Source organism: Photobacterium sp., assembly GCF_057456235.1.
Genome location: NZ_JBVCPH010000015.1, coordinates 129062 through 150912, shown reverse-complemented (window position 1 = coordinate 150912; position 21851 = coordinate 129062). Strand labels below are relative to the sequence as shown.

General features: G+C 49.4%; 19 protein-coding genes and 2 tRNA genes. 13 read left to right on the top strand and 8 right to left on the bottom strand.

Annotation, left to right across the window (positions count from 1 at the left end; translation table 11 throughout):
* The first annotated feature begins 64 nt into the window (after positions 1-64).
* The 3 genes from AC2204_RS16485 to AC2204_RS16475 all read left to right on the top strand — a co-directional run bounded on the left by AC2204_RS16485 (position 65) and on the right by AC2204_RS16475 (position 1895).
* A tRNA-Asn gene (locus AC2204_RS16485) sits at positions 65-140 on the top strand.
* Positions 141-181: 41 nt separating this feature from the next.
* Positions 182-257 (top strand) — tRNA-Thr (locus tag AC2204_RS16480).
* Positions 258-638: 381 nt separating this feature from the next.
* Complete coding sequence (locus AC2204_RS16475) at positions 639-1895, top strand: cyclic di-GMP phosphodiesterase (protein ID WP_318926763.1); 1257 nt, start codon at positions 639-641, stop codon at positions 1893-1895.
* Positions 1896-1942: 47 nt separating this feature from the next.
* Here the strand turns inward: AC2204_RS16475 and mrcB are convergent, their stop codons facing one another.
* The gene (gene mrcB, locus AC2204_RS16470; protein ID WP_318926773.1) at positions 1943-4360 is read right to left on the bottom strand and encodes a penicillin-binding protein 1B; all 2418 of its coding nucleotides are present in this window, start codon (positions 4358-4360) and stop codon (positions 1943-1945) included.
* An 83-nt stretch (positions 4361-4443) separates the two neighbouring features.
* Positions 4444-6966 carry an ATP-dependent helicase HrpB gene (hrpB, locus tag AC2204_RS16465; protein WP_318926762.1) on the bottom strand — a complete coding sequence of 841 codons (2523 nt, stop codon included), beginning with the start codon at positions 6964-6966 and terminating at the stop codon, positions 4444-4446.
* A gap of 62 nt (positions 6967-7028) precedes the next feature.
* On the opposite strand from hrpB, the gene thpR reads away from it, so the two are divergent.
* From thpR to panC, 8 genes are all read left to right on the top strand, one after another.
* Positions 7029-7604 carry an RNA 2',3'-cyclic phosphodiesterase gene (gene thpR / locus AC2204_RS16460; protein WP_318926761.1) on the top strand — a complete coding sequence of 192 codons (576 nt, stop codon included), beginning with the start codon at positions 7029-7031 and terminating at the stop codon, positions 7602-7604.
* On the top strand, positions 7601-8311 hold the full coding sequence (gene sfsA, locus AC2204_RS16455; RefSeq protein ID WP_318926760.1) for a DNA/RNA nuclease SfsA: 711 nt from the start codon (positions 7601-7603) through the stop codon (positions 8309-8311). The genes thpR and sfsA overlap by 4 nt, the downstream gene beginning before the upstream one ends.
* Positions 8312-8440: 129 nt before the next feature.
* Entirely contained in the window at positions 8441-8890 is a 450-nt protein-coding gene (gene dksA, locus AC2204_RS16450; protein WP_318926759.1) for an RNA polymerase-binding protein DksA, read from the top strand.
* 253 nt (positions 8891-9143) lie between these two features.
* The gene (gene gluQRS / locus AC2204_RS16445) at positions 9144-10016 is read left to right on the top strand and encodes a tRNA glutamyl-Q(34) synthetase GluQRS (RefSeq protein WP_318926772.1); all 873 of its coding nucleotides are present in this window, start codon (positions 9144-9146) and stop codon (positions 10014-10016) included.
* Positions 10017-10119: 103 nt separating this feature from the next.
* Complete coding sequence (pcnB, locus tag AC2204_RS16440; protein ID WP_318926771.1) at positions 10120-11532, top strand: polynucleotide adenylyltransferase PcnB; 1413 nt, start codon at positions 10120-10122, stop codon at positions 11530-11532.
* Positions 11529-12014, top strand: a complete 486-nt coding sequence (gene folK / locus AC2204_RS16435; RefSeq protein ID WP_318926758.1) for a 2-amino-4-hydroxy-6-hydroxymethyldihydropteridine diphosphokinase — start codon at positions 11529-11531, stop codon at positions 12012-12014. Before pcnB ends, folK begins: the two co-directional genes overlap by 4 nt.
* Positions 12015-12041: 27 nt before the next feature.
* Complete coding sequence (panB, locus tag AC2204_RS16430) at positions 12042-12836, top strand: 3-methyl-2-oxobutanoate hydroxymethyltransferase (RefSeq protein ID WP_318926757.1); 795 nt, start codon at positions 12042-12044, stop codon at positions 12834-12836.
* A gap of 10 nt (positions 12837-12846) precedes the next feature.
* Complete coding sequence (gene panC, locus AC2204_RS16425; RefSeq protein ID WP_318926756.1) at positions 12847-13722, top strand: pantoate--beta-alanine ligase; 876 nt, start codon at positions 12847-12849, stop codon at positions 13720-13722.
* A gap of 208 nt (positions 13723-13930) precedes the next feature.
* Here panC and AC2204_RS16420 read toward each other — a convergent pair whose 3' ends face one another.
* Together AC2204_RS16420 and AC2204_RS16415 are read right to left on the bottom strand one after the other, a co-directional pair.
* Positions 13931-14701: an ABC transporter permease gene (locus tag AC2204_RS16420; protein WP_318926755.1), complete on the bottom strand. Its 771-nt coding sequence runs from the start codon at positions 14699-14701 to the stop codon at positions 13931-13933.
* Positions 14698-15621, bottom strand: a complete 924-nt coding sequence (locus AC2204_RS16415) for an ABC transporter ATP-binding protein (protein ID WP_318926754.1) — start codon at positions 15619-15621, stop codon at positions 14698-14700. The genes AC2204_RS16420 and AC2204_RS16415 overlap by 4 nt, the downstream gene beginning before the upstream one ends.
* Before the next feature lie 97 nt (positions 15622-15718).
* Here AC2204_RS16415 and can point away from each other — a divergent pair, with 97 nt between their 5' ends.
* A complete protein-coding gene (can, locus tag AC2204_RS16410; RefSeq protein ID WP_318926753.1) occupies positions 15719-16375 on the top strand; it encodes a carbonate dehydratase in 657 nt (218 codons plus the stop codon).
* Between the two features lie 38 nt (positions 16376-16413).
* Here the strand turns inward: can and hpt are convergent, their stop codons facing one another.
* Positions 16414-16947, bottom strand: coding sequence for a hypoxanthine phosphoribosyltransferase (gene hpt, locus AC2204_RS16405; protein ID WP_318926752.1), 534 nt, complete (start codon positions 16945-16947; stop codon positions 16414-16416).
* A 226-nt stretch (positions 16948-17173) separates the two neighbouring features.
* Between hpt and AC2204_RS16400 the strand changes: the two genes are divergently transcribed.
* Positions 17174-17779 carry a TetR/AcrR family transcriptional regulator gene (locus AC2204_RS16400; protein ID WP_318926751.1) on the top strand — a complete coding sequence of 202 codons (606 nt, stop codon included), beginning with the start codon at positions 17174-17176 and terminating at the stop codon, positions 17777-17779.
* Between the two features lie 81 nt (positions 17780-17860).
* Here AC2204_RS16400 and AC2204_RS16395 read toward each other — a convergent pair whose 3' ends face one another.
* The 3 genes from AC2204_RS16395 to AC2204_RS16385 all read right to left on the bottom strand — a co-directional run bounded on the left by AC2204_RS16395 (position 17861) and on the right by AC2204_RS16385 (position 21741).
* On the bottom strand, positions 17861-18901 hold the full coding sequence (locus AC2204_RS16395; protein WP_318926750.1) for an ABC transporter ATP-binding protein: 1041 nt from the start codon (positions 18899-18901) through the stop codon (positions 17861-17863).
* A complete protein-coding gene (locus AC2204_RS16390; RefSeq protein ID WP_318926749.1) occupies positions 18901-20529 on the bottom strand; it encodes an ABC transporter permease in 1629 nt (542 codons plus the stop codon). The genes AC2204_RS16395 and AC2204_RS16390 overlap by 1 nt, the downstream gene beginning before the upstream one ends.
* Before the next feature lie 198 nt (positions 20530-20727).
* Positions 20728-21741, bottom strand: a complete 1014-nt coding sequence (locus tag AC2204_RS16385; protein ID WP_318926748.1) for a Fe(3+) ABC transporter substrate-binding protein — start codon at positions 21739-21741, stop codon at positions 20728-20730.
* Positions 21742-21851: the final 110 nt, after the last annotated feature.

Here is a 21851-nt window from a genome sequence, read left to right as displayed (position 1 = left end):
GTAGAGCAGAGGATTGAAAATCCTCGTGTCGGTGGTTCGATTCCGCCTCGAGGCACCATATAATTCCCTTTTAGTTCAGTTGGTAGAACGCCGGACTGTTAATCCGTATGTCGCTGGTTCAAGTCCAGCAAAGGGAGCCAATTCGTCTTGAAGCGTAAGCTTGAAGACAAAAAATTTGTGTGCCGACTTAGCTCAGTAGGTAGAGCAACTGACTTGTAATCAGTAGGTCACCAGTTCGACTCCGGTAGTCGGCACCAGTTATGAGAAAACCTCATCATTCGATGAGGTTTTTTTTTACCGGTACAACACCTCCCGACAATCACTTATATTATTGTTTTTTAGTACGTTACCATTAATCAGATGTCATCCATCGCTTATTCTTTAGTCCTTCCGCCATGATTATTCTGCACCAGGTATTGATAATGGTATCAAAATAAAGAGAATAGATTAGTCATCGCGATATACTGCCTGAGCACATTAACTATCTGAACAATGAAGAGCCTCGCAACGGCACAAGACAAGCCGAAAATGCTTTATCCATAATATCGATGTAGATAAGCTTGTCATGCAATCACAGCGCCCTGAATGGCTCCCTTTGGTTCACCACACATAACAAAAACAGGTTGCTTTGAAAAATAATGGCAAGCATAAAATTATCCGTGGAACGACTAACCGAAGGCTTATATGTCAAGCTTCCACTGCAATGGACCGATCATCCTTTCCTACTGAACCATTTCAAAATAAAAGATCAGCAACAGATCCGCTTAATTAAAAACCTCGGCGTTCAGCATGTTTACCTGCTCCCGGAAAAAAGCGATGCCGTTCCGCTTGAACCTAATGTACCGCTAGAGCCAATATCTGAGCAGGAAAGTCAGTTTTTAGACCGGCAAGCGGAAAAATTATGGCAAGAAAAGCAAAGCCGGATAGAACGCCTTAAAAACTATAAACGCAAGATCCACCGCTGTGAAAAGAATTTTGATCGCTCAATGTCGCAATTGCGCGCTATCGTCAGCAAAGTCCAGAGCCGTCCATTAACCGCCATTCAGGAAGCCGAATTTCTGGTTGAAGGGATGGTCGACGCCCTGATGGAATCTGACAACGTCGCCCTGCATCTGATGAACGACAACAAAGAGTGCGAAGATATTTACTTTCATTCTCTTAATGTCGCAATCATGTCGATGATGTTGGCAAAATCGAGCGGCATGCCGGCCGACGAGATCAAGACGATAGCCTTTGGCGCCCTGTTTCATGATATGGGCAAATTAAAAGTCCCGACCGCTATTGTTCGTAAGACAACGCCACTGACGGCACCGGAAGAGAACTACCTTAAGCTTCATACCAAATACAGTTTGGATCTGGCCAATCAGGCAACAAATTTTCCGCTCGGGGCAAAGAATATTTTAGCCCAGCATCACGAATTGTTGGACGGCAGCGGCTACCCGCAGCAGCTAAAAGGCAACGAGATAGATTTAACCGCCCAGCTAATCGGGGTAGTCAATGCCTATGATAACCTCTGCCACCCGCAGGATCCGAGCACCACACGTATTCCGAATAATGCCTTGTCATACTTGTTCAAAAATAAAAAGGCCCAGTACAACAGTGATTATCTCGCCCTGCTGGTTCGCTTGATGGGGGTCTACCCGCCAGGCAGTGTGGTGCAATTATCCAATCAGCAATTGGGGCTGGTGATCTCGGTTAACTCTGATCGCCTGCTGTACCCCAATGTCCTGATCTACGATCCTTCAGTCCCGTCTAATGAAGCGCCGATTCTGGATTTGGAAGAGAGTAATTTGAAAATAGAGCGGGCTATTGCACCGAACAAGCTGCCGGAAAACGTCTATGTGTACTTAAATCCACGAGTGCGTATTTCCTACTATTTCGATCCGGACGATTAAGGTTGATGAATGACATAAAAAAGCCCCTGGCGGGGCTTTTTTATGTCTTACCAGCTGAACATCTCTTTTATCCAGGCGGCGGGTTTATCGCCTCGGCACCGCTCTTTCAGCTTTGCTTGCTGATCCCACACCGGCAGCGACTGCTGACCTGCGCAGTTCATCTCTAACGTCCCATTTGACTGCCTGTTATATTTCACCGTCGTCATTTTCTTCGGCCAGGCCAGTCGTAGTACTTCGGGGCTGCGGCGCTGCAAATAGTGGCTATACAAACGTAATGCCCCAGCCGACCCCGTTAGATTGACCGGTGTGTTATCATCGCGACCTACCCAGACCGTCACCACTTCACGCCCGTCGGCACCCGCATACCAACTATCTCGGGCTTGATCGGTCGTTCCCGTTTTACCTGCCAGTGCGGCCCAGCCAAATTGAGGCTGAAGGAAGCGTGCAGTCCCCTGGCTGACGACATTTTTCATCCCATAGGTTGTCAGCCATGCGGCTTGCTCTGGCACCGCCTGAGCAGCTTTAGGGTAGCCCTGATACAGTAAATTACCCTGCAAATCGACCACGGCACGTAAAGCTGTCAGCGGTGCTTTTCGACCGCCGCTGGTTATCGTCTGAAACATCTGGGTAACTTCAAAGGGAGTTAAGGTAAATGCCCCTAGCAATATCGATGGCAGTTTCGGAATTTCATTACGATCAACGCCTAGCTGAGCCATCGTTTCAATCACCGGGCCTAATCCCACCTCCAGGCCGAGATTCACGGTCGGGACATTGAGTGATTTAGCCAATGCATAATACAGCGGCACCTCTCCACGGAACCTGCGGTCATAGTTTCGCGGTTTCCATTGCGTGCCCTTGCTGCCTTGTAGCATGATCGGCTTATCATCAATGGTACTTGCCAGCGAGAAGCGCTCGGGCTGGCGTAAGGCCGCCAGATAGACCGCAGGCTTCACCAATGAACCTATCTGGCGTCTGGCATCGAGCGCCCGGTTAAAGCCCGCATAACCCGGCCGGCTGCCACCAATCATCGCTCGCACTTCACCAGACAGGCGATCCACCGCCACCAGTGCCGTTTCCACCTTGACCCCGGCCTTTTTATTCAGCTCCGGTATCATTGCTGCCACCGTTTTTTCCGCTTCTTGCTGCGACAGCGGATCTAAGGTGCTGAAAATGCGCAAACCAATCCCCGGGGTAAATTTATCGCCCACTTTCTGTTTCAGTTCTCGCTGTAACTGCTGAAAATAGGCCGGCTGACGCGTCGCAATCATCGGCTTCGACTGCAGATCCAACGGACGAGAGGCGGCTTGATCATATTGGGTACCATTTAAAATACCGTTATCCATCATCAGGCGCAGTACCAGATCACGGCGCTGACGAGCACGCTCCGGGTTACGCCACGGATTATAGTATGACGGCCCTTTGATCAGCCCTACCAGCAAGGCTTGCTGATCAATCCGTAACTCCTGAATAGGGCGACCAAAATACAACCGTGCCCCCAGCGCAAAACCATGGACTTCTTTCGCCCCGTCCTGACCGAGATAAATTTCATTCAGGTAAGCCTCCAAAACCCGATCTTTACTGTAGCGATAGTCAATGATCAGCGCGATACCGGCTTCGCGCAGCTTGCGCCACAAGCTTCTTTCCCGAGTCAGAAACAGATTTTTGGCGAGCTGTTGGGTCAGGGTGCTCCCCCCCTGTACGGTACGTCCGGCTTTCAGGTTGGCGAATAAAGCCCGTCCGATCGCCAGCGGAGAGACCCCTTCATGATGATAGAAATCCCGATCTTCGGTCACTAATAATGCATCGACCAGTATTTCAGGAAATTGCTCGCGGGATAAAAATAGCCGCTGTTCATCACTGGAAGAGGCCAGCATACCGAGCATTTTCGGCTCCACACGGACATAGCCAAGCTGCTTCTGACTACCGGCCTGGTGAATACTTTTCAGTCCGCCCTGATCAAATGTCAGCATCACATGGCGCCGGCCTTCATGGCCATCGTCAAATTCAAACGGCCGCCGGATCAATTCAATCCGGGTGGAAGATGAAGAATATTCCCCAATCCGTTGCGGGTTTCTGACTTTATGATATTGCAGCAAATCCAGCTCGCGCCTGACCTCCTCTAACGTAATGGCCTGACCCGGTTGCAGCGTCAGTACCCGGCCATAGACCACCGCGGGTAAATTCCATAACTGCCCGTCAAACTTATCGCGAACGATCATATCAAGGTAGATCCCAATCACCACCAGTACGGCAATAACCGCTATCGTCACTTTCAGACAAAAGCCGGCCAGCCACTTTAGCCAAGCCGGCTTTTGCGGGCGTTTCTTAGCCGTCGTTTTTTCCTTCGAACGCGTTGTTTTCGCCGCCCGTTTCTTGGCTGGCGTTTTAGCCGGTGATTTGCGCCGTGTTGTAACGGGCTTCTTCGGTGCCGGCGTTTTTGGCCCTGCCTGTCTTGATCCAGACATGGCAAGGTAAAGAGGCAACTTAATCATAATTAGTCAACTATGGTGAATCCCAAAAAAGAGCGATAAGTCATAAGCATTTAACGTTATATGTATTTTTTCGTTTTTCGCGTCGGCTCATGGTGTGCCGGATCATCCGGCCAGACATGCTTAGGGTAACGCCCTTTCATCTCTTTTTGCACATCGCGGTATGAGCCCGACCAGAAGGCGGCCAAATCCTGAGTGATCTGTAGCGGCCGTTGCGCGGGTGACAGCAGTTCAAGCACCAAAGCGATACGTCCATTGGCTATCTGGGGCGAGCCCCTTTCACCGAACATCTCCTGCATTCGTACCGCCAGAACCGGAGGTTGGCCAGCGATGTAGCGGATCGGATAGCGGGAACCGGTGGGTACCTGATAATGGGTCGGCAATGCCGCTTCGAGGGCTTTAACTTGCTGCCAACCTAAACGTGCTTCTAGCGCCGCACACAGATCCAGCCTGGCGACCGCCTTGAGGGTTGTCATGCCCGTCATAAATGGCAGCAGCCACTGTTCAGCGTCTGCTAACAACGTTGCCTCATCCATCGCCGGTAAAGCCAGCTCCGGAAGCCACTGCGTCGCACAGCGGGCACGAAGTAACAGACTCTCTGCTTTGCTATTCCATGGCAATGCAGCCAGCCCCTTACGCATAATCGCATTGAGCAAGGCCTCGCTGGCTTTGGCCGGATCCGGCTCTGCCAGCAACGTCCGCTGCAAAATGAGCCTGCCACAGCACAGATGCTTTTCCGCCGTCAAACGGCCTTTTTTATCATCCCAGTCCAGCCATTCCCGCTCGGTAAACAAATGCGGTAATAGCGCCTGTAAACGGTCGCTATCAGCGGCTACCGCGGAAAAGATCCGGCTGTCACCCTGACGGGTTTTCACCACATCCGCCACCACCAGCATCCTTTCTGCAGCCATTGGCTCATCGGCAGGCAACATTGCCCCCTGGCCGTTTGCCAGCTGATAACGTCCGTCACGACCGCGGGAGCGCGCGATGCGGTCGGGATACCCTGCCGCCATCAATGGCGCGATCCAGTCGCCATCAACAACCAGTGAAGAAGATAGGCGACCAGTTAATGGGGCTGATTTGATCAGTTTGGTTAAATGTTGCCGAGCCCGTTGCTGATACTGTCCCGAACGTGGCAATTTACCGCTCTCCAGTAAATTTAACTGCAACTGCAAATCCGGACTGGCCATGCCTCGTGGCGGATCTTCCAGCAATGCCACCAGCATCGCTGCCGTAGACATCGCGCCGCTGCCCTGCGCCTTCGCCATCACCAGCATCGCAGCATGGCGCGGATCGGCCCCTAATGATTGGATCTGCAGGCCTTTTTCCGTCAGCTGGCAACGTTCATCCATGGCGCCAAGCTGCTGCAGTAAACGGCGAGATTGCGCCAGAGCCGGGGCTGGCGGCAGATCTAACCAGCATAAGTCACCGGCATCCTGGCATCCCCACTGTGCCAGATCCATGGCTAACGATGTTAAGTCAGCCCGTAAGATTTCAGGCTGCGGGGTGGCTGGCTGACGGGATAACAGCTCTTCGCTGTAGAGGCGCAGGCAAATACCCGGTTCCAGACGCCCCGCACGCCCGGCACGCTGCTCAGCGGAAGACTGGGCAATACGCACCTGCTCCAGCCGGCTGATCCCGGCTTTGGGGTCCCACTGGGCAATACGCTCTAAACCGCAATCCACCACCAGCCGAATACCTTCAATGGTTAGGCTGGTTTCAGCAATATTGGTTGCCAGGACGACTTTTCGCCGGCCTGAGGGCGCCGGGGCTATCGCTTGCTGCTGCTGGCTGATATTAAGCTGGCCATACAGCGGACTGACCATAATATTCGCGCCAACCTTGTCAGCCAGTAGCTCAGCTAACCGTTTGATCTCACCGGCTCCGGGTAAAAACACCAGCATCGAGCCTGATTCGCTATCAAGCAGCTTAAGGATTTCACGGGCGCAACTATTTACCAAAGCAACGCCATTCGCAAACGCAAAGCCACCAGACTGCTGATTACTGCCATTGAGCGTCTTATAACGGTACTCAACCGGAAAACACCGCCCTTCCGATGCGATATACCCGGCATCGGGCAGCAAGCCGGTCAGCGCCTCGGCATCTAAGGTGGCCGACATTACCAGCAGCTTCAAATCTTCACGCAACGCATCTTGTACTTCCAGAGCCAAAGCCAGCGCAGTATCGGCATGAACACTGCGCTCATGAAACTCATCAAAAATAAGCAGTTCAATACCTTTAAGCTCAGGATCTTGCTGCAACATTCGGGTCATCACCCCTTCGGTCACGATCTCAAGCCGGGTTTCTGGACTGATTTTGCTCTCGCCGCGAACACGTAAGCCCACCGTCTGCCCCACCCGCTCCCCCAGCAGAGAGGCCAGATAACCAGCAATATTTCTGGCCGCCAGACGGCGCGGTTCAAGCATCACAATACGCCCGCTGACACATCGGCTTTGCAGTAAAGCCAGTGGCAGACGGGTAGATTTACCCGCACCGGGCGGTGCTTTAAGGATTAACTGAGAGCGGATCTCAAGTTCATTGAGCAATGATGGGAGTACGGCATCAATAGGCAGCTGTGACAATGTTAAAACCTTGTGTCATGATCAAATGAGACTGCAGCCATTGTACAAGATATCGGGGCCAAATGAGCGACCTAACTGAACGGCTATTTTTCGCTTTAGATTTACACCATAACGGCGTCAACCGATCCAGTTTTCGCCAACTGTGCCAGTTAAAGCAACAGCTTCAGTGTGATGGACGAACTGTTGCTGAACGCAATCTTCACATCACACTGGCCTTTCTCGGCTCCGTCACGGCAGAGCAGAAACAAGATCTGATTAACCACACCGGAAAGCTCACGGCGATCCCGGCGTTTTCTCTCCGCAACTTTCAGCTCAATTACCGAAAACGGAATAAAATCATCTGGCTCGACAGTAACAATCCGCCCCCGGCCTTGCTTACCCTGGCAGCTGAACTGAAGCAAGTCGCTCTCGACACCGGCCTGAAACAAGAGGACAGGCCATATCGTCCCCATATCACACTGAAAAAACAGGTCCGCCATCCACCGCAATCATTGCCCGCTCCCCTGGATTTACACTTTGATTTTCGCCGCTTTGGCCTGTATATCTCTGAAGCGATACTGACACCCGATGGCTCGGGTGTACGTTACCGTTGCCTGCAACAATGGCCGCTATCGCAACCTGACAAGGAATCCGAATGAAGTTTGACCCCCCGTTACAATCCGCTACGCTTATCAAGCGCTATAAACGCTTTCTGGCTGATATAGAATTGCCTGGCGGAGAAATCTGTACTATCCATTGTGCTAATACCGGTGCCATGACAGGTTGTGCCGAGCCAGGCAGCACGGTGTGGTACTCAACATCCGACAATCCTAAACGAAAATATCCCCATAGCTGGGAATTAACTGAGACAAAAGCCGGTCATTGGATCTGTGTTAATACCGCCCGAGCCAACCACCTGGTGAAAGAGGCAATAAGCAGGAATATCATCACAGAACTACAAGGCTATTTATCGCTCCGGACGGAAGTCAAGTATGGTAGCGAAAACAGCAGGATAGATATTCTATTAGAAGCTGAAGATAAACCCGTTTGCTACATTGAAGTAAAAAGCGTCACTTTATTAGACAACGGCCGGGGGTATTTCCCCGACGCTGTGACCACCCGGGGTCAGAAACATCTGAGAGAATTGGCCGAAGTGGCCCAAAATGGTCAGCGCGCAGTGCTTTTTTTCGCTATTTTGCATTCAGGGATTGAAAATATCACGGCGGCACACCATATAGACCCGGACTATTATGATTTAATCAAACAGGCAGAACAGGCCGGCGTTGAGATCATCTGCTATAAAGCGACACTAAGCCAAGATGAGCTCATATTAACTGACTGTATAGATTTTCACCGACAACGCTGAAAAATGATGCATTCTTCACATTGGTGTAAAATTGAATATATGCAGCAATTGCCACACATAACCCTTTCTGCTATAGATACCGCCCAAAATTAACCAGTGACGGTTATTAGGTATATTAGGAGATGCTATATGCCAGAGAGCAACGTTAAAAAATCGCTAGGCATCCTGGCTATTGCTGGGGTTCAGCCGTATCAGGAAAAAGCCGGCGAAGAATATATGGGTGAAGCTCAGCTAGAGCACTTCCGTAAAATTCTTGATGCCTGGCGTAACCAGCTTCGTGAAGAAGTTGATCGCACTGTTAACCATATGAAGGATGAAGCTGCAAACTTCCCGGATCCAGTAGACCGCGCCGCACAGGAAGAAGAATTTAGCTTAGAGCTACGCAACCGTGACCGTGAGCGTAAGCTGATCAAGAAGATTGAAAAAACGCTTCAGCGTATCGAAGACGATGACTTCGGCTTCTGTGATTCATGCGGCGTTGAGATCGGAATTCGTCGCCTTGAAGCACGACCGACCGCCGATCTGTGCATCGACTGTAAAACACTTGCAGAAATCAAAGAGAAGCAGATGGCAGGTTAATACCTTCGGTATGATTCGGCAACGGACTTTAAGAAGGAGCGAAAGCTCCTTCTTTCATTTATACCGCGGTAAGTTAGTTTGCTAAAACGTTTATCAATGGTATTAATTCACTGAACATTAGGCCGTTAATTAATACTGTTTATGTTATGCAGCCCATTTTAACGACCGTTGCGTCCATGCGGTTTCGCCCTCGACCTTGAGCGAAGTCATGATGCGTGAAGGGTGACAATTTTATTTATTTATGAACACTGACATTCACTACGTTGGGCGGTTTGCTCCTTCTCCGTCAGGACCATTGCATTTCGGCTCTCTGATTGCAGCTTTAGGCAGCTATTTGCAAGCCCGCTCACAACAAGGGCAATGGCTGGTACGCATTGAAGACCTTGACCCGCCCCGGGAAATACCCGGTGCGGCAGACGATATCCTGCGTACGTTAGAAGCTTATGGCTTAGCCTGGGATGGCAAAGTGATGTATCAAAGCCAGCGTCACGAGGCTTATCAGGCACAAATTGATACCTGGTTGAGTGATCACACCGCTTACTACTGTCAATGTACCCGTAAACAAATTAAACTTGCCGGTGGCTTATATCCGGGAACGTGTCGCGAACTCAACTACCTCGCAACCCATTGCGCGGTTCGACTTAAAGTTGATACCCCGATCACTCACTTTGTTGATAAATTGCATGGCCGCATTGAGATCCCGGCCGCACTGGCGCAGGAAGACTTCATTATCCGCCGTCGTGACGGCCTCTATGCATACAACTTAGCCGTCGTACTTGACGATATTGAACAAGGTGTAACCGAAGTGGTTCGTGGTGCCGATTTGATTGAACCGACGGGACGTCAAATCAGCCTGTATCGCCATTTGCAGCAACCTGAAGTCAGTTATCTGCATTTACCCCTTGCGGTGACGGACAATGGGAATAAGTTATCCAAACAGAACCATGCTCCGGCCATTGATAAAGAACGACCAAAACCGGCCTTAATAAATGCCATGACCTTTTTGGGTATGGCTCCACCGGCTGATTTAATCAATGCCAGCATGGCTGAAATTTTGCAGTGGGGCGTTGATAGCTGGGATATCGATAACCTGCCTCAAACCACTGCGATCACTCTAGCATTCTAAAATGGCTCGCCGTGATATATCATATGCGGCTGTTTATTGAACCAGATGCACGAAAATGAGGTGTATTATCTTTAATCGAGTAGCCAGCTTTTGCCGTAAAGTATTGAATCGCGACAGTAGTTCGCGCGTCAATGAGGAACCAACCTTGCAAATATTTCAACGCCAAGAGCACGGTATTTCCCGTAGCGCTATTAGCGAAAATGCGCTGAAGGTACTTTATCGCCTGAATAAAGCAGGGTTTGACGCCTACCTTGTCGGGGGAGGCGTACGTGATATTTTACTAAACAAACAGCCAAAAGATTTTGATATCGCGACCAACGCCACGCCGGAAGAGATTAAACACCTGTTTCGTAACTGCCGTCTGATTGGTCGTCGCTTCCGTCTGGCGCATATTCTTTTTGGCCGTGATGTGATTGAGGTTGCCACCTTCCGTGGGCACCACTCCGATCCCCAAAGTAAACCTGACGTCAAAGCGAAACCAGAGGCCACCGTTCAACCTGATGCCAAAGGCAAGCAGCAGATTTCCTCACAAAGTCAGGAAGGCATGCTACTGCGTGATAATGTCTACGGTTCCATCGAGGAAGATGCCGAGCGTCGCGACTTCACCATCAATGCCTTGTACTACAGCATCAAAGATTTCACCGTACGCGACTACGCCAACGGGATCAATGATCTGAACAATCGCATCATTCGCCTGATGGGTGATCCTGAGACCCGTTACCGCGAAGATCCGGTCCGTATGCTGCGTGCCGTCCGCTTTGCCGCCAAACTGGATATGGACATTGATGCCACAACTGCGGCACCGATTGAGCAGCTAGCGCCCTTGTTACGTGATATCCCGTCTGCTCGCTTGTTTGAGGAAAGCCTTAAACTATTGCAAGCCGGCCAAGGGCTGGAAACATACAAGTTACTGCGCCAGCACAACCTGTTCCAGCAGCTGTTCCCAATCCTCTCTGAGCACTTCACAGAAGATCACAGCAGCCAGACAGAGCAGATGATTGAACACATTCTGGCCGCTACGGACGCGCGTATTGCCAATGATCAGCGGGTTAACCCAGCGTTTATGTATGCCGCTATGCTGTGGTATCCGCTAATGACCCGAGCTGAAGAGATTTCATTTACCAGCGGCTTAGCCTTCTACGATGCCTTTATGGTCGCTGCGAACGATATTCTGGATGAACAGGTCCGGACCATTGCGATTCCACGCCGCCACACCACCACTATCCGTGATATCTGGCAGCAGCAGCTTCGGTTCAACCGCCGTACCGGCAAGCGTGCTTTCAAAACATTAGAGCACCCTAAATTCCGGGCCTCCTATGATTTTCTGGAAATGCGCGGGCAGTTTGAAGGCGATGATATTGCGGCGCTGGCCAGCTGGTGGAACGAATTCCAAAATGCTGAACGCGCACAGCGCAACAAGATGGTGCAGCAAATCAATGACGGTAGCGGCAGTCGTCGCCCTCGTCGCCGGCGTCCGCAGCAGCGCAAGAAACCACAAGCTAAGTCACCATCATGATTCGAGCTTATATTGCCATCGGCAGTAACCTGGATGATCCTGTTGCCAAGGCCAACAGCGCTATCACAGCACTGAAACAGACCCCGGACATTGAGGTTGTTGCTGTCTCTTCACTCTACAGCAGCACCCCGATGGGACCGCAGAACCAACCGGATTACATCAATGCCGTGGTCGCCATTGACACGTCATTATCCCCGCTGAACTTGCTGGATAAAACTCAGGCCATCGAACTTACGCATGGCCGTGTCCGCAAAGATGAACGCTGGGGACCAAGAACGCTGGATCTCGACATTATTTTATATGGCGATCTAGTGCATCACTGTGAACGTCTGACCGTTCCACACTATGGAATGAAAGTACGTGAATTCGTACTTTATCCTCTTGCCGAAATTACCCCTGATTTGATTCTGCCTGACAACACAGCATTGCAACAGCTGTTAACCCAGGTGGACCGCAATGGCTTAGCCACTTGGCAATCGTAGACCATTGTTCAGGGTGAGGGAGAAGCTATGAAAAAGATAACAATCAACGACCTGATGAAATGGAAGCAAGAAGGTCGTAAATTCGCGTCGGTAACAGCCTATGACGCAAGTTTTGCTCAGTTATTTGAGCAGCAGGAAGTTCCGGTTTTACTGGTTGGTGATTCTTTAGGAATGGTACTGCAAGGTAAACCTGATACCTTGCCTGTAAGTGTAGAAGATATTGCCTACCACACCCGCAGTGTGCGTGCTGGCAGCCCGAACTCATTACTGATGGCCGATATGCCATTTATGAGCTATAGCACTCCTGAGCAAGCTTGTGAAAGCGCCGCTGAGCTGATGCGTGCGGGGGCCAACATGGTCAAGCTGGAAGGCGGAGCCTGGCTGGCCGAAACCATTACCAAATTAACTGAACGTGCCGTACCGGTTTGTGCCCACTTGGGCCTGACTCCACAGTCAGTCAATATTTTCGGCGGTTATAAAGTGCAAGGTCGTAACTCCGACCACGCTGAGCAGATGGTAAAAGATGCTATCTTGTTAAAAAATGCCGGGGCACAGATCATTTTACTGGAATGTGTTCCTGCGAGCCTGGCTGAACGCATCACCAAAGCGGTAGAAGTGCCGGTGATAGGTATCGGTGCCGGTAATACGACTGATGGCCAGATCCTGGTTATGCACGATATGTTTGGTATTTCAGCTAATTACATGCCACGTTTTTCGAAAAACTACTTGGCCGAAACCGGTGACATGCGTACTGCCGTGACGAAATACCGAGAAGACGTTGAAGCCGGGGTTTTCCCAGCCCAACAGCACACCTTTGAGTAAGGAATAAAAGATGCAAACATTTGCCGAGATCGCCCCGCTCAGAGAGCAGATCCGCTTATGGCGTCGTGAAGGCCGTCGTATCGCTTTCGTTCCAACCATGGGCAATCTTCATGACGGTCACCTGACTCTGGTTCGTAAAGCTCGTGAGCAAGCGGATGTCGTTGTTGTCAGTATTTTTGTTAACCCGATGCAGTTTGACAAAGCTGATGATCTGAATAACTACCCCCGTACCCTGGAAAATGATCTGGCGAAACTGAACGGTGAAGGGGTTGAGCTGGTATTTACCCCAACGCCAGAGATCATGTATCCACATGGGTTAGATAACCAAACCTTCGTTGATGTACCCGGCTTATCGCAAATACTGGAAGGCGCGTTGCGTCCTGGTCATTTCCGCGGTGTTGCCACCGTCGTGACCAAGCTGTTTAACATCGTCCAGCCAGACGTCGCCTGTTTTGGCGAAAAAGACTTTCAACAACTGGCCCTTATCCGTCAGATGGTGACAGATATGGCGATGGACGTTGAAGTTATCGGTGTGCCGACAGTCCGTGAAATGGATGGCCTGGCAATGAGTTCTCGCAATGGCTACCTGACCGTTGACGAGCGTCAGCGCGCGCCGGTACTGGCCCGTACCATGCGCTGGATCAGCAGTCAGATGCGCGGCGGCCGGACCGATTACGCAGAGCTTATCGTTGATGCCAATGATCAGCTGCGTGCCGCGGGCCTGCAACCGGATGAAAGCTACATCCGCGATGCCGTAAACCTGCAAGCTATCACCGAGGAAACCCAACAGGCGGTGATCCTGATGTCGGCTCAATTAGGTAAAGCACGCCTGATTGATAACCTGGTTGTCGATCTGACGCCGCCGCAACCGGCAGCTACCGAGTAACCTGCGGGATCTGTTTAGCAAAAAGGCCCAGCTCGATGAGCTGGGCCTTTTTGATCGCACCGAATATACTCTTTCTCCCGTCCCCCTATGTAGCTGTTCAGCTCTAAGCTATTTCGTTCAAGAGCAAAGAGAAAGCGCAGAGTTTATAAGTATAAATGAGCACTTTCGATGCCGATATTGGACGAAATAGCAATGAGATAAATAGTTACTACGAGCGTAGGCCGATACCGCGTGATATCAGGTAATGAGCAACGCCATACAGGAATGTGATAAAGACAGTTAATACCCCGAACGATGTCACGATCCCGACATCAGAGACGCCTAAGAAACCATAACGGAATGCATTGACCATATAAACGATCGGGTTCAGCTTCGATACCCCTTGCCAGAATTCCGGCAACAGGCTGATCGAATAAAACACCCCGCCGAGATAGGTCAGTGGCGTTAGCACAAAGGTCGGAATGATGCTTATATCGTCAAAGGTCTGAGCATATATCGCATTAATTAGCCCGCCCAGCGCAAACACAATCGATGTCATCAGCACTGTCGCGACAATCACCCCAAAATGAGCAATATTCAGATCGACAAACAGCAGTGAAACAACCGTCACGATAAAGCCGACGATCAAACCACGCAGTACCCCGCCGCCAATGTAACCGGCAATAATGACGTAATTCGGCACCGGGGCGACTAACAGCTCTTCAATATTATGCTGAAACTTGGCACTGAAGAATGACGAGGCGACATTCGAATACGAGTTAGTGATCACCGACATCATGATCAGGCCCGGCACGATGTATTCCATATAGCTGAAGCCGTTCATCTCACCGATACGGCTCCCGATCAGATTACCAAATATAATGAAATACAGTGTCATCGTGATCGCTGGCGGTACCAGTGTCTGCACCCAAATGCGGGTAAAACGGTGTACTTCTTTGGTGATCAGGCTTTGGAAAGCAATCCAGTACTGCTGCCTCATGATCGCTCTCCTTTACTGTGTGCCACCAGGGTAACAAATAACTCTTCCAGCCGGTTGGCCTTGTTCCGCATTGAAACCACGTCAATGCCTTGTGCCGTTAGCTGACCAAACAGCTGGTTCAGACCGGTCCCTTTATGGATATCGATCTCCAGGGTGTGGTTATCCGGCATTTTCCAGCTCACGCCATCAAGCTGCGGCTTATGGCCATTGAGCTGGATATCCAGAACAAAGGTTTCCACTTCCAGCTTGCCGAGCAGATCTTTCATGGTGGTATGTTCAATCAGCTCACCATGATTAATAATGCCAATATTGCGGCATAGCATTTCCGCTTCTTCAAGATAGTGAGTGGTCAGAATGATGGTCACCCCCTGACGATTGATCTCGCGCAGGAATGTCCACATTGAGCGGCGTAATTCAATATCAACCCCGGCGGTTGGCTCATCCAGGATCAATAACTTAGGCTCATGCATTAATGCACGGGCAATCATTAACCGGCGCTTCATGCCCCCCGACAGGCTACCTGCCCGCTCATGGCGCTTGCCCCAGAGATCAAGTAGTGAAAGATACTTTTTAGCCCGTTCTCTGGCTAATGATTTTTCCACACCGTAATAACCGGCCTGGTTAACCACTATCTGCTCTACCGTTTCAAACTGATTGAAGTTAAATTCCTGTGGCACCAGACCCAGTTGATTTTTGGCTTCAACCAGCTGGGTATCCAGATCATAGCCAAAGACCTTCACATTGCCCGATGTCTTGTTAACTAACGAACTTATAATCCCTATGGTGGTCGACTTACCAGCACCATTGGGGCCAAGCAGTGCAAAAAAATCACCCTGCTCGACAGATAAGCTCATATTTTTCAGCGCAATAACGCCGCCTTTATAGGTTTTACTTAAATTTGATATTTCTAATGCGTTCATAAACTGCAATATTAATGTTAGAAAAATTACAACTAATCCGATTTGCTATTAGCCCAGCTTGTGTATAGTAAGACATCTATCAGATTAAGGCATCATCATGGCAGATATTAAGCAGTTATTCGCAAATAATCTCTCTTGGTCAGAGAACATTAAGGAAGAAAAGCCAGAGTTCTTTTCTCATCTGGCAGAAGCACAATACCCAGAATATCTCTGGATTGGTTGTTCAGATAGCCGGGTGCCGGCAGAGCGCCTGACCGGTCTGGATTCAGGTGAGCTGTTCGTTCACCGCAATGTGGCCAACCAGGTCGTCCATACCGATTTAAACTGTCTGTCAGTGGTTCAATACGCCGTTGACGTCCTGAAGGTCAAACATATTATTGTCTGCGGCCACTATGGGTGCGGGGGGGTAACAGCGGCAATTGAAAATCCGCCCTTAGGGCTGATCAATAACTGGCTGCTGCACATCCGTGATTTATATCTAAAGCATCGCAGCGACCTGGGCTCACTATCCCGTGAAGAGTGGGATAATAAACTGTGTGAAATCAATGTTGCCACGCAGGTCTATAATCTGGGCAACTCCACCATCATGCAGCAAGCCTGGGAGCGTGGTCAGGATATTACCATTCATGGCTGGATCTACGGGATCGATGATGGCATCCTCCGCGATCTTGGGGTCAACGCAACCAGTCGGGAATCACTGGAAGTCACCTACCAAGCAGCCATGTCAGCACTACTCGTTCCGAAATTATCATAAGCCAATAAAAAAGCGACCTCCGGTCGCTTTTTTATATCTTACTCTTCCAGCGGTACAACTCTGCCAATGAAAGGTAAATGACGGTATTTCTGCGCGTAGTCTATCCCCACGCCGACCACGAACTCATCAGGGATCACAAAACCAAACCAGTCAACCTTCACATCCACTTCACGGCGCTCAGGCTTATCAAGCAGAGTACAGATACGAATAGAATTTGGCTCACGCAAGGACAGAATTTCACATACTTTATGCAAGGTATTACCGGTATCGATAATATCTTCCACCAGCAGAACATCTTTACCTTTTATGTCATCATCCAGATCTTTCAGGATACGGACATCACGGTTACTTTCCATGGTATTGCCGTAACTTGATGCCGTCATGAAGTCTACTTCATGAGGTAGTTCAATGGCACGTGCCAGATCGGCCATAAAAACAAAAGAGCCACGTAACAAACCCACCATCACAAGGTTTTCAGACCCCTTGTAACACTCGGTAATTTGCCTTCCTAACTCTTTTACTCGTGCCTGAACATCCTGCTCAGAAATCATTACTTCAACGGTATGTTTCATCTTTTTCTCCATCAGTACGGCCGCGCCAGCCGTCTGTAGGCTACACATCACAACGAAGCCATATTCTAACACTCATTCAGCGTAATAGTTATTTTATAGATAGTGTCAATTATTCGACACACTTCTCTCAAGTAAAATTTGATGCATATCCATTGCTGCTGTAAAGTTAAACAAAAATAGAAATACATAAAACTTATAAATACTTACGGCTAGGGAACAAGCAACTATGGATACGCTAGTAAAGAAAACCCGCACTCGTTTGTCTCCGGAAAAAAGGAAACAACAACTCCTCGATTTTGCCTTAGACGTCTTCGCCCGACGTGGTATTGGCAGAGCCGGACATGCCGATATTGCTGAAATGGCAAACGTGTCGGTTGCCACGGTGTTTAACTACTTCCCGACCCGAGAAGCATTAGTCGAGCAGGTGCTTGTTCAGGTAGAAAACCGTTTCAGCCAACTGCTGACACAATGCCTGGAAGACCACAATACCAGCCTTCATGCCCGTTTAACCGGTATTACCCATAATCTGATTGATACCGTTATCGAGCAGCAAGACTGGCTGAAGGTATGGTTTGAGTGGAGTACCTCGGTACGCGAAGAAATCTGGCCGAAGTATATAAGTGAGAACAAAAGCAGCCTCAAGCGTGTTACTGAAATCTTTGCTAACGGGATTGAAAAAGGTGAACTCGCCGCAGATAAAACGCCTGATGATCTGGCACATCTGCTGCTTGGGATTTGTTATATTCTTTACCTTCAGGTCAACCGCCATCCGGATCAGGAAAAAATGCGTGAACAGGCACAAAGCTATCTCAATACCGTTTATCCGATGTGACAGATTTCATCAACATTAAATGTTATTAAAAAGGCCAACATCATGTTGGCCTTTTTATTTTTAAACAAAACGCTACCAGTGCTAGCAAGCAGTCGCAAATACCACTGGATCATGCGGTTCAATGTTGACCGCAACTTTATCGCCAATCTGGAGGATCAAGTGTGAATTGACCACTAAACTATGGCCCTGAAAATCCACCGTATAACGGCAGTTATCACCCATGAACTGTTGTTCGATGATCACCCCTTCGCCATTATTCTCGCGCTGCACTTTTAAATTCTGCGGGCGCAATAACCATTCAACATTCGTATCCTGGCAATAATGATGGTCAGACTGGAATTCAATATCACCGAATGGCGTGAATAAATGACGGTCATTTTTCACCGTCGCAGGCAGGTAAGAGCCCGTGCCTAAGAACTCTGCAACAAAACGGCTGCTCGGACGGTAATACAGATCAGTCGCACAACCAAATTGTTCAATCACGCCATTATTCATTACGGCTAAACGATCGGCAAAAGCAAAGGCTTCTTCGCGGCTGTGGGTCACGAAAATCGCTGTCACACCTTGCGCTTTAAAGATCTGGCGAATATCACGGATCAAACCATAGCGCACCTGAGTATCAATATTCGAAAACGGCTCATCCAGTAAAATCAGATCAGGCTCGCATGCCAGTGCACGGGCAATCGCGACCCGCTGTTGCTGACCACCCGACAGCTGATGCGGATAGCGGTCATCGAGACCGGTTAAATGAACCAGCTCCAGCATTTGCTGAATTTTGGCCTTAACCCGTGCTGGCTCCCAGTCTCGCAGACCAAATGCAATATTTTCGGCCACCGTCAGGTGGGGAAATAACGCATAATCCTGGAAAATCATCCCAATTTTTCGCTTTTCTGGCGGTAGCCAGGTTGTGGCATCAACAATGGTCCGGCCATTGATATGCATTTCACCACTTTCCAATGGCAACAAGCCGGCTATCGCCTTGAGCAAGGTTGTTTTGCCGCAACCACTTGCCCCCAGCAGACAGACGATTTCGTTCTCTTCGACAGGCAGCGAAAGGTTCCGTAATACCGCCTGACCGTTATATCGGCACGTTAAGTTATGAACGGATAATGCACTATTCATCAGTGTTTCTGCTCCAAAGAACGGTTAACCATCACCAGTGGGATCAAGCCAACAAAGACCAATAAAATCGCAGGCAGAGCCGCAAGCTCTAACTGTTCATCTGAGGCGAAGTTAAAGACATAGGTTGCTAATGTTTCAAAATTAAAAGGACGAAGCAGCAAAGCCGCGTTCAGCTCTTTCATTGATTCAATAAACACCAGCAAACCCGCAATCAGGCAACCGCGACGAATCAACGGTAAATGCACGCGACGCAGCATTGCCGTTGAGGCATAACCCATGGTTTTCGATGCCATGTCTAATGACGGCGGGATCTTGGCTAAACTGCTTTCTATGCTGCCGATAGCGACGGCTGCAAAACGGACAACAAAGGCAAAAATAATGGCAAATATCGTCCCGGAAAACACCAGTCCCGGACGGCCTAAATCAAGAAAACGCGACACATCATTCAACAAATGATCAACCGATGTCAGCGGGATCATCACCCCGATGGCTAACACCGTTCCCGGCACCGCATAACCGAGTGATGCGATCCGCGTCGGCACGACAGAATATTTATGAGCATCCAGCCGGCGGTAGAAGTTAACAATCAAAGCCAGAACAACCGCAAACGAAGCTGCGACAAGCGAAACGAATAAACTGTTTACACTGTACTGCTGGAATTCAGCCGTCCAGCTCTGTGCAAAATAGTGCCAGGCATAATAAGCCAGCTGCGTCAGAGGAAAAGCAAAAGCAAACCCCACCAAGCCCCAACACCACGCTATTGCCAGCCATTTTTTCATGCCCGATAGCTGATAGCGCACATCGTCGCCGTGCTCAGATTGCTGCTGGAATAGTTTCTGTTTGCGACGACTAAAACGCTCGGCACTGATCAGCAGAAAAACCACCAGCAGCATAATGGCTGATATTTTAGCGGCCGCATTTAAATTGGAATAACCCAGCCAGGTGTCATATACCGCCGTCGTCAATGTATTCAGCGCAAAATAGCTGACGGTTCCGAAATCACCCAGCGTTTCCATAGCAACCAGCGATATCGCAACCGCAATTGACGGACGTGCTAAAGGCAGTGAAATACGACGGAAACTTTCCCACGGCGAGCAACGCAACAGTCTTGCCGATTGCAGCAAGGTGACGCTCTGCTCCATAAATGCCGTTCGGGCTAACAGGTAAATATAAGGATAGAGAACCAATGCCAGTATCAGACAAGCACCGCCTAACGAACGAATATCTGGGAACCAGTAGTCATGCGTGCTTTGCCAGCCAAAAAAGTCACGCAGAAAAATTTGTATAGGCCCGGCGTAGTCAAACCAGTCGGTATAGATGTAACCGATGATATATCCTGGCATTGCCAGAGGCAGCACTAAGGCCCACTGAAGAATTTTTTCGCCAGGAATTCGGCACATTGCCATGATCCAGGCCGCCGGCAAACCAAAAGCCAAGGCCAGCACGACGGTACCGGTTACCAGCCAGAAGGTATTGGCGGTATAGGTGCCCATTACCGTGCTCATTAAATGAGAGAACACTTCATCGGATTCTCCCATCGCGGTATAGAAGATGGCTAAAATGGGAAAAACCAGCAGCAGAGATAATACCCAGCCACTGGTTTGCCAAAACATATATTTTTCTTTCATTGCCTACTACTTAATACCTTTTGCAACACATTGATTGTCTCAGAACAACACTGAATCAGACTTTGAATGCCCCGCTATACTCTGCAACTCTTGCGAGATAGTGACACTATTTTTTAGTAAGTGAAACTACCACAACTCATTGGAAAAGATATTTGGCTTAAAACAAAAAAGGGGCTTTATGCCCCTTTTATTTACAACTTATAGATCAAACTTCACTTCATCCAGAAGCTTGATGGCGGCACTGTGGTACTCAGCCACTTTTTCCAGCGAGAGCTTGTCTGCGTTGAAGTCACCCCAGGAAGCCACCAGCTCAGAACGTTTCACGCCTGCTTTTACCGGGTACTCATAGTTAACTTCCGCGTACATTTGCTGTGCTTTATCGTCCGTCAGGAACTCCATTAACTTCTGGGCATTTTCTTTGTTTGGCGCATATTTGGCCATCGCCATACCACTGACGTTAACGTGAGTACCGTTCGCTTTCTGTCCTGGGAATTCAATGTAAACAGACTCAGCCCACGGCTTTTGCTTCTCGTCGTTGATCATCTTGCCAAGGTAATAGCTGTTACCAATAGCCAGATCACACAGCCCTTCTTTAACCGCTTTCACCTGAGCGCGATCGTTACCTTGCGGCTTACGTGCCAGGTTGGCTTTAACGCCTTCCAGCCACTCTTTTGCTTCCGCTTCACCATAGTGGGCGATCATAGAAGAAACCAATGAAACATTGTACGGGTGCTTACCTGAGCGGGTACAGATTTTACCTTTCCACTCAGGGTTCGCTAAATCGGTATAATCAAAATCTGCAGGCAGGTGACCGACGCGATCACGGGATGCGTAAACATTACGTGTGCGTAGTGTCAGGGCAAACCACTCATCTTCAGAGTCGCGGTATTGTGCAGGAACATTAGCTTCAATGACTTTGCTATCAACTGACTGAACCAACTGCTTATCAGACAGTTCAACCAAGCGGCTGATATCGGTTGTCAGCACAACATCTGCCGGGCTGTATTCGCCTTCTTGCTGGAGCTTTTCCGTCAGGCCAGTTTTGGCAAACTTTACATTTACTTTAATGCCGGTTTCCTGAGTGAACTCTTTGAACATAGGCTCAACCAGGAAAGGCTGACGGTAAGAGTAAACATTCACTTCTTCGGCAGCAGTCGCTACCTGAGGCACAGCCAAACCAAACAAAATTGCCGAAGCCAACAGCTTTTTCATCGAATAAACCCTCTAACGCAAAATGGAATGATAATAGTTATCAATATCACTCAATTATACTGAAGCACTTCGACAAAACAATGCGCCAGAACAAAAAAAACAAAAAAAAC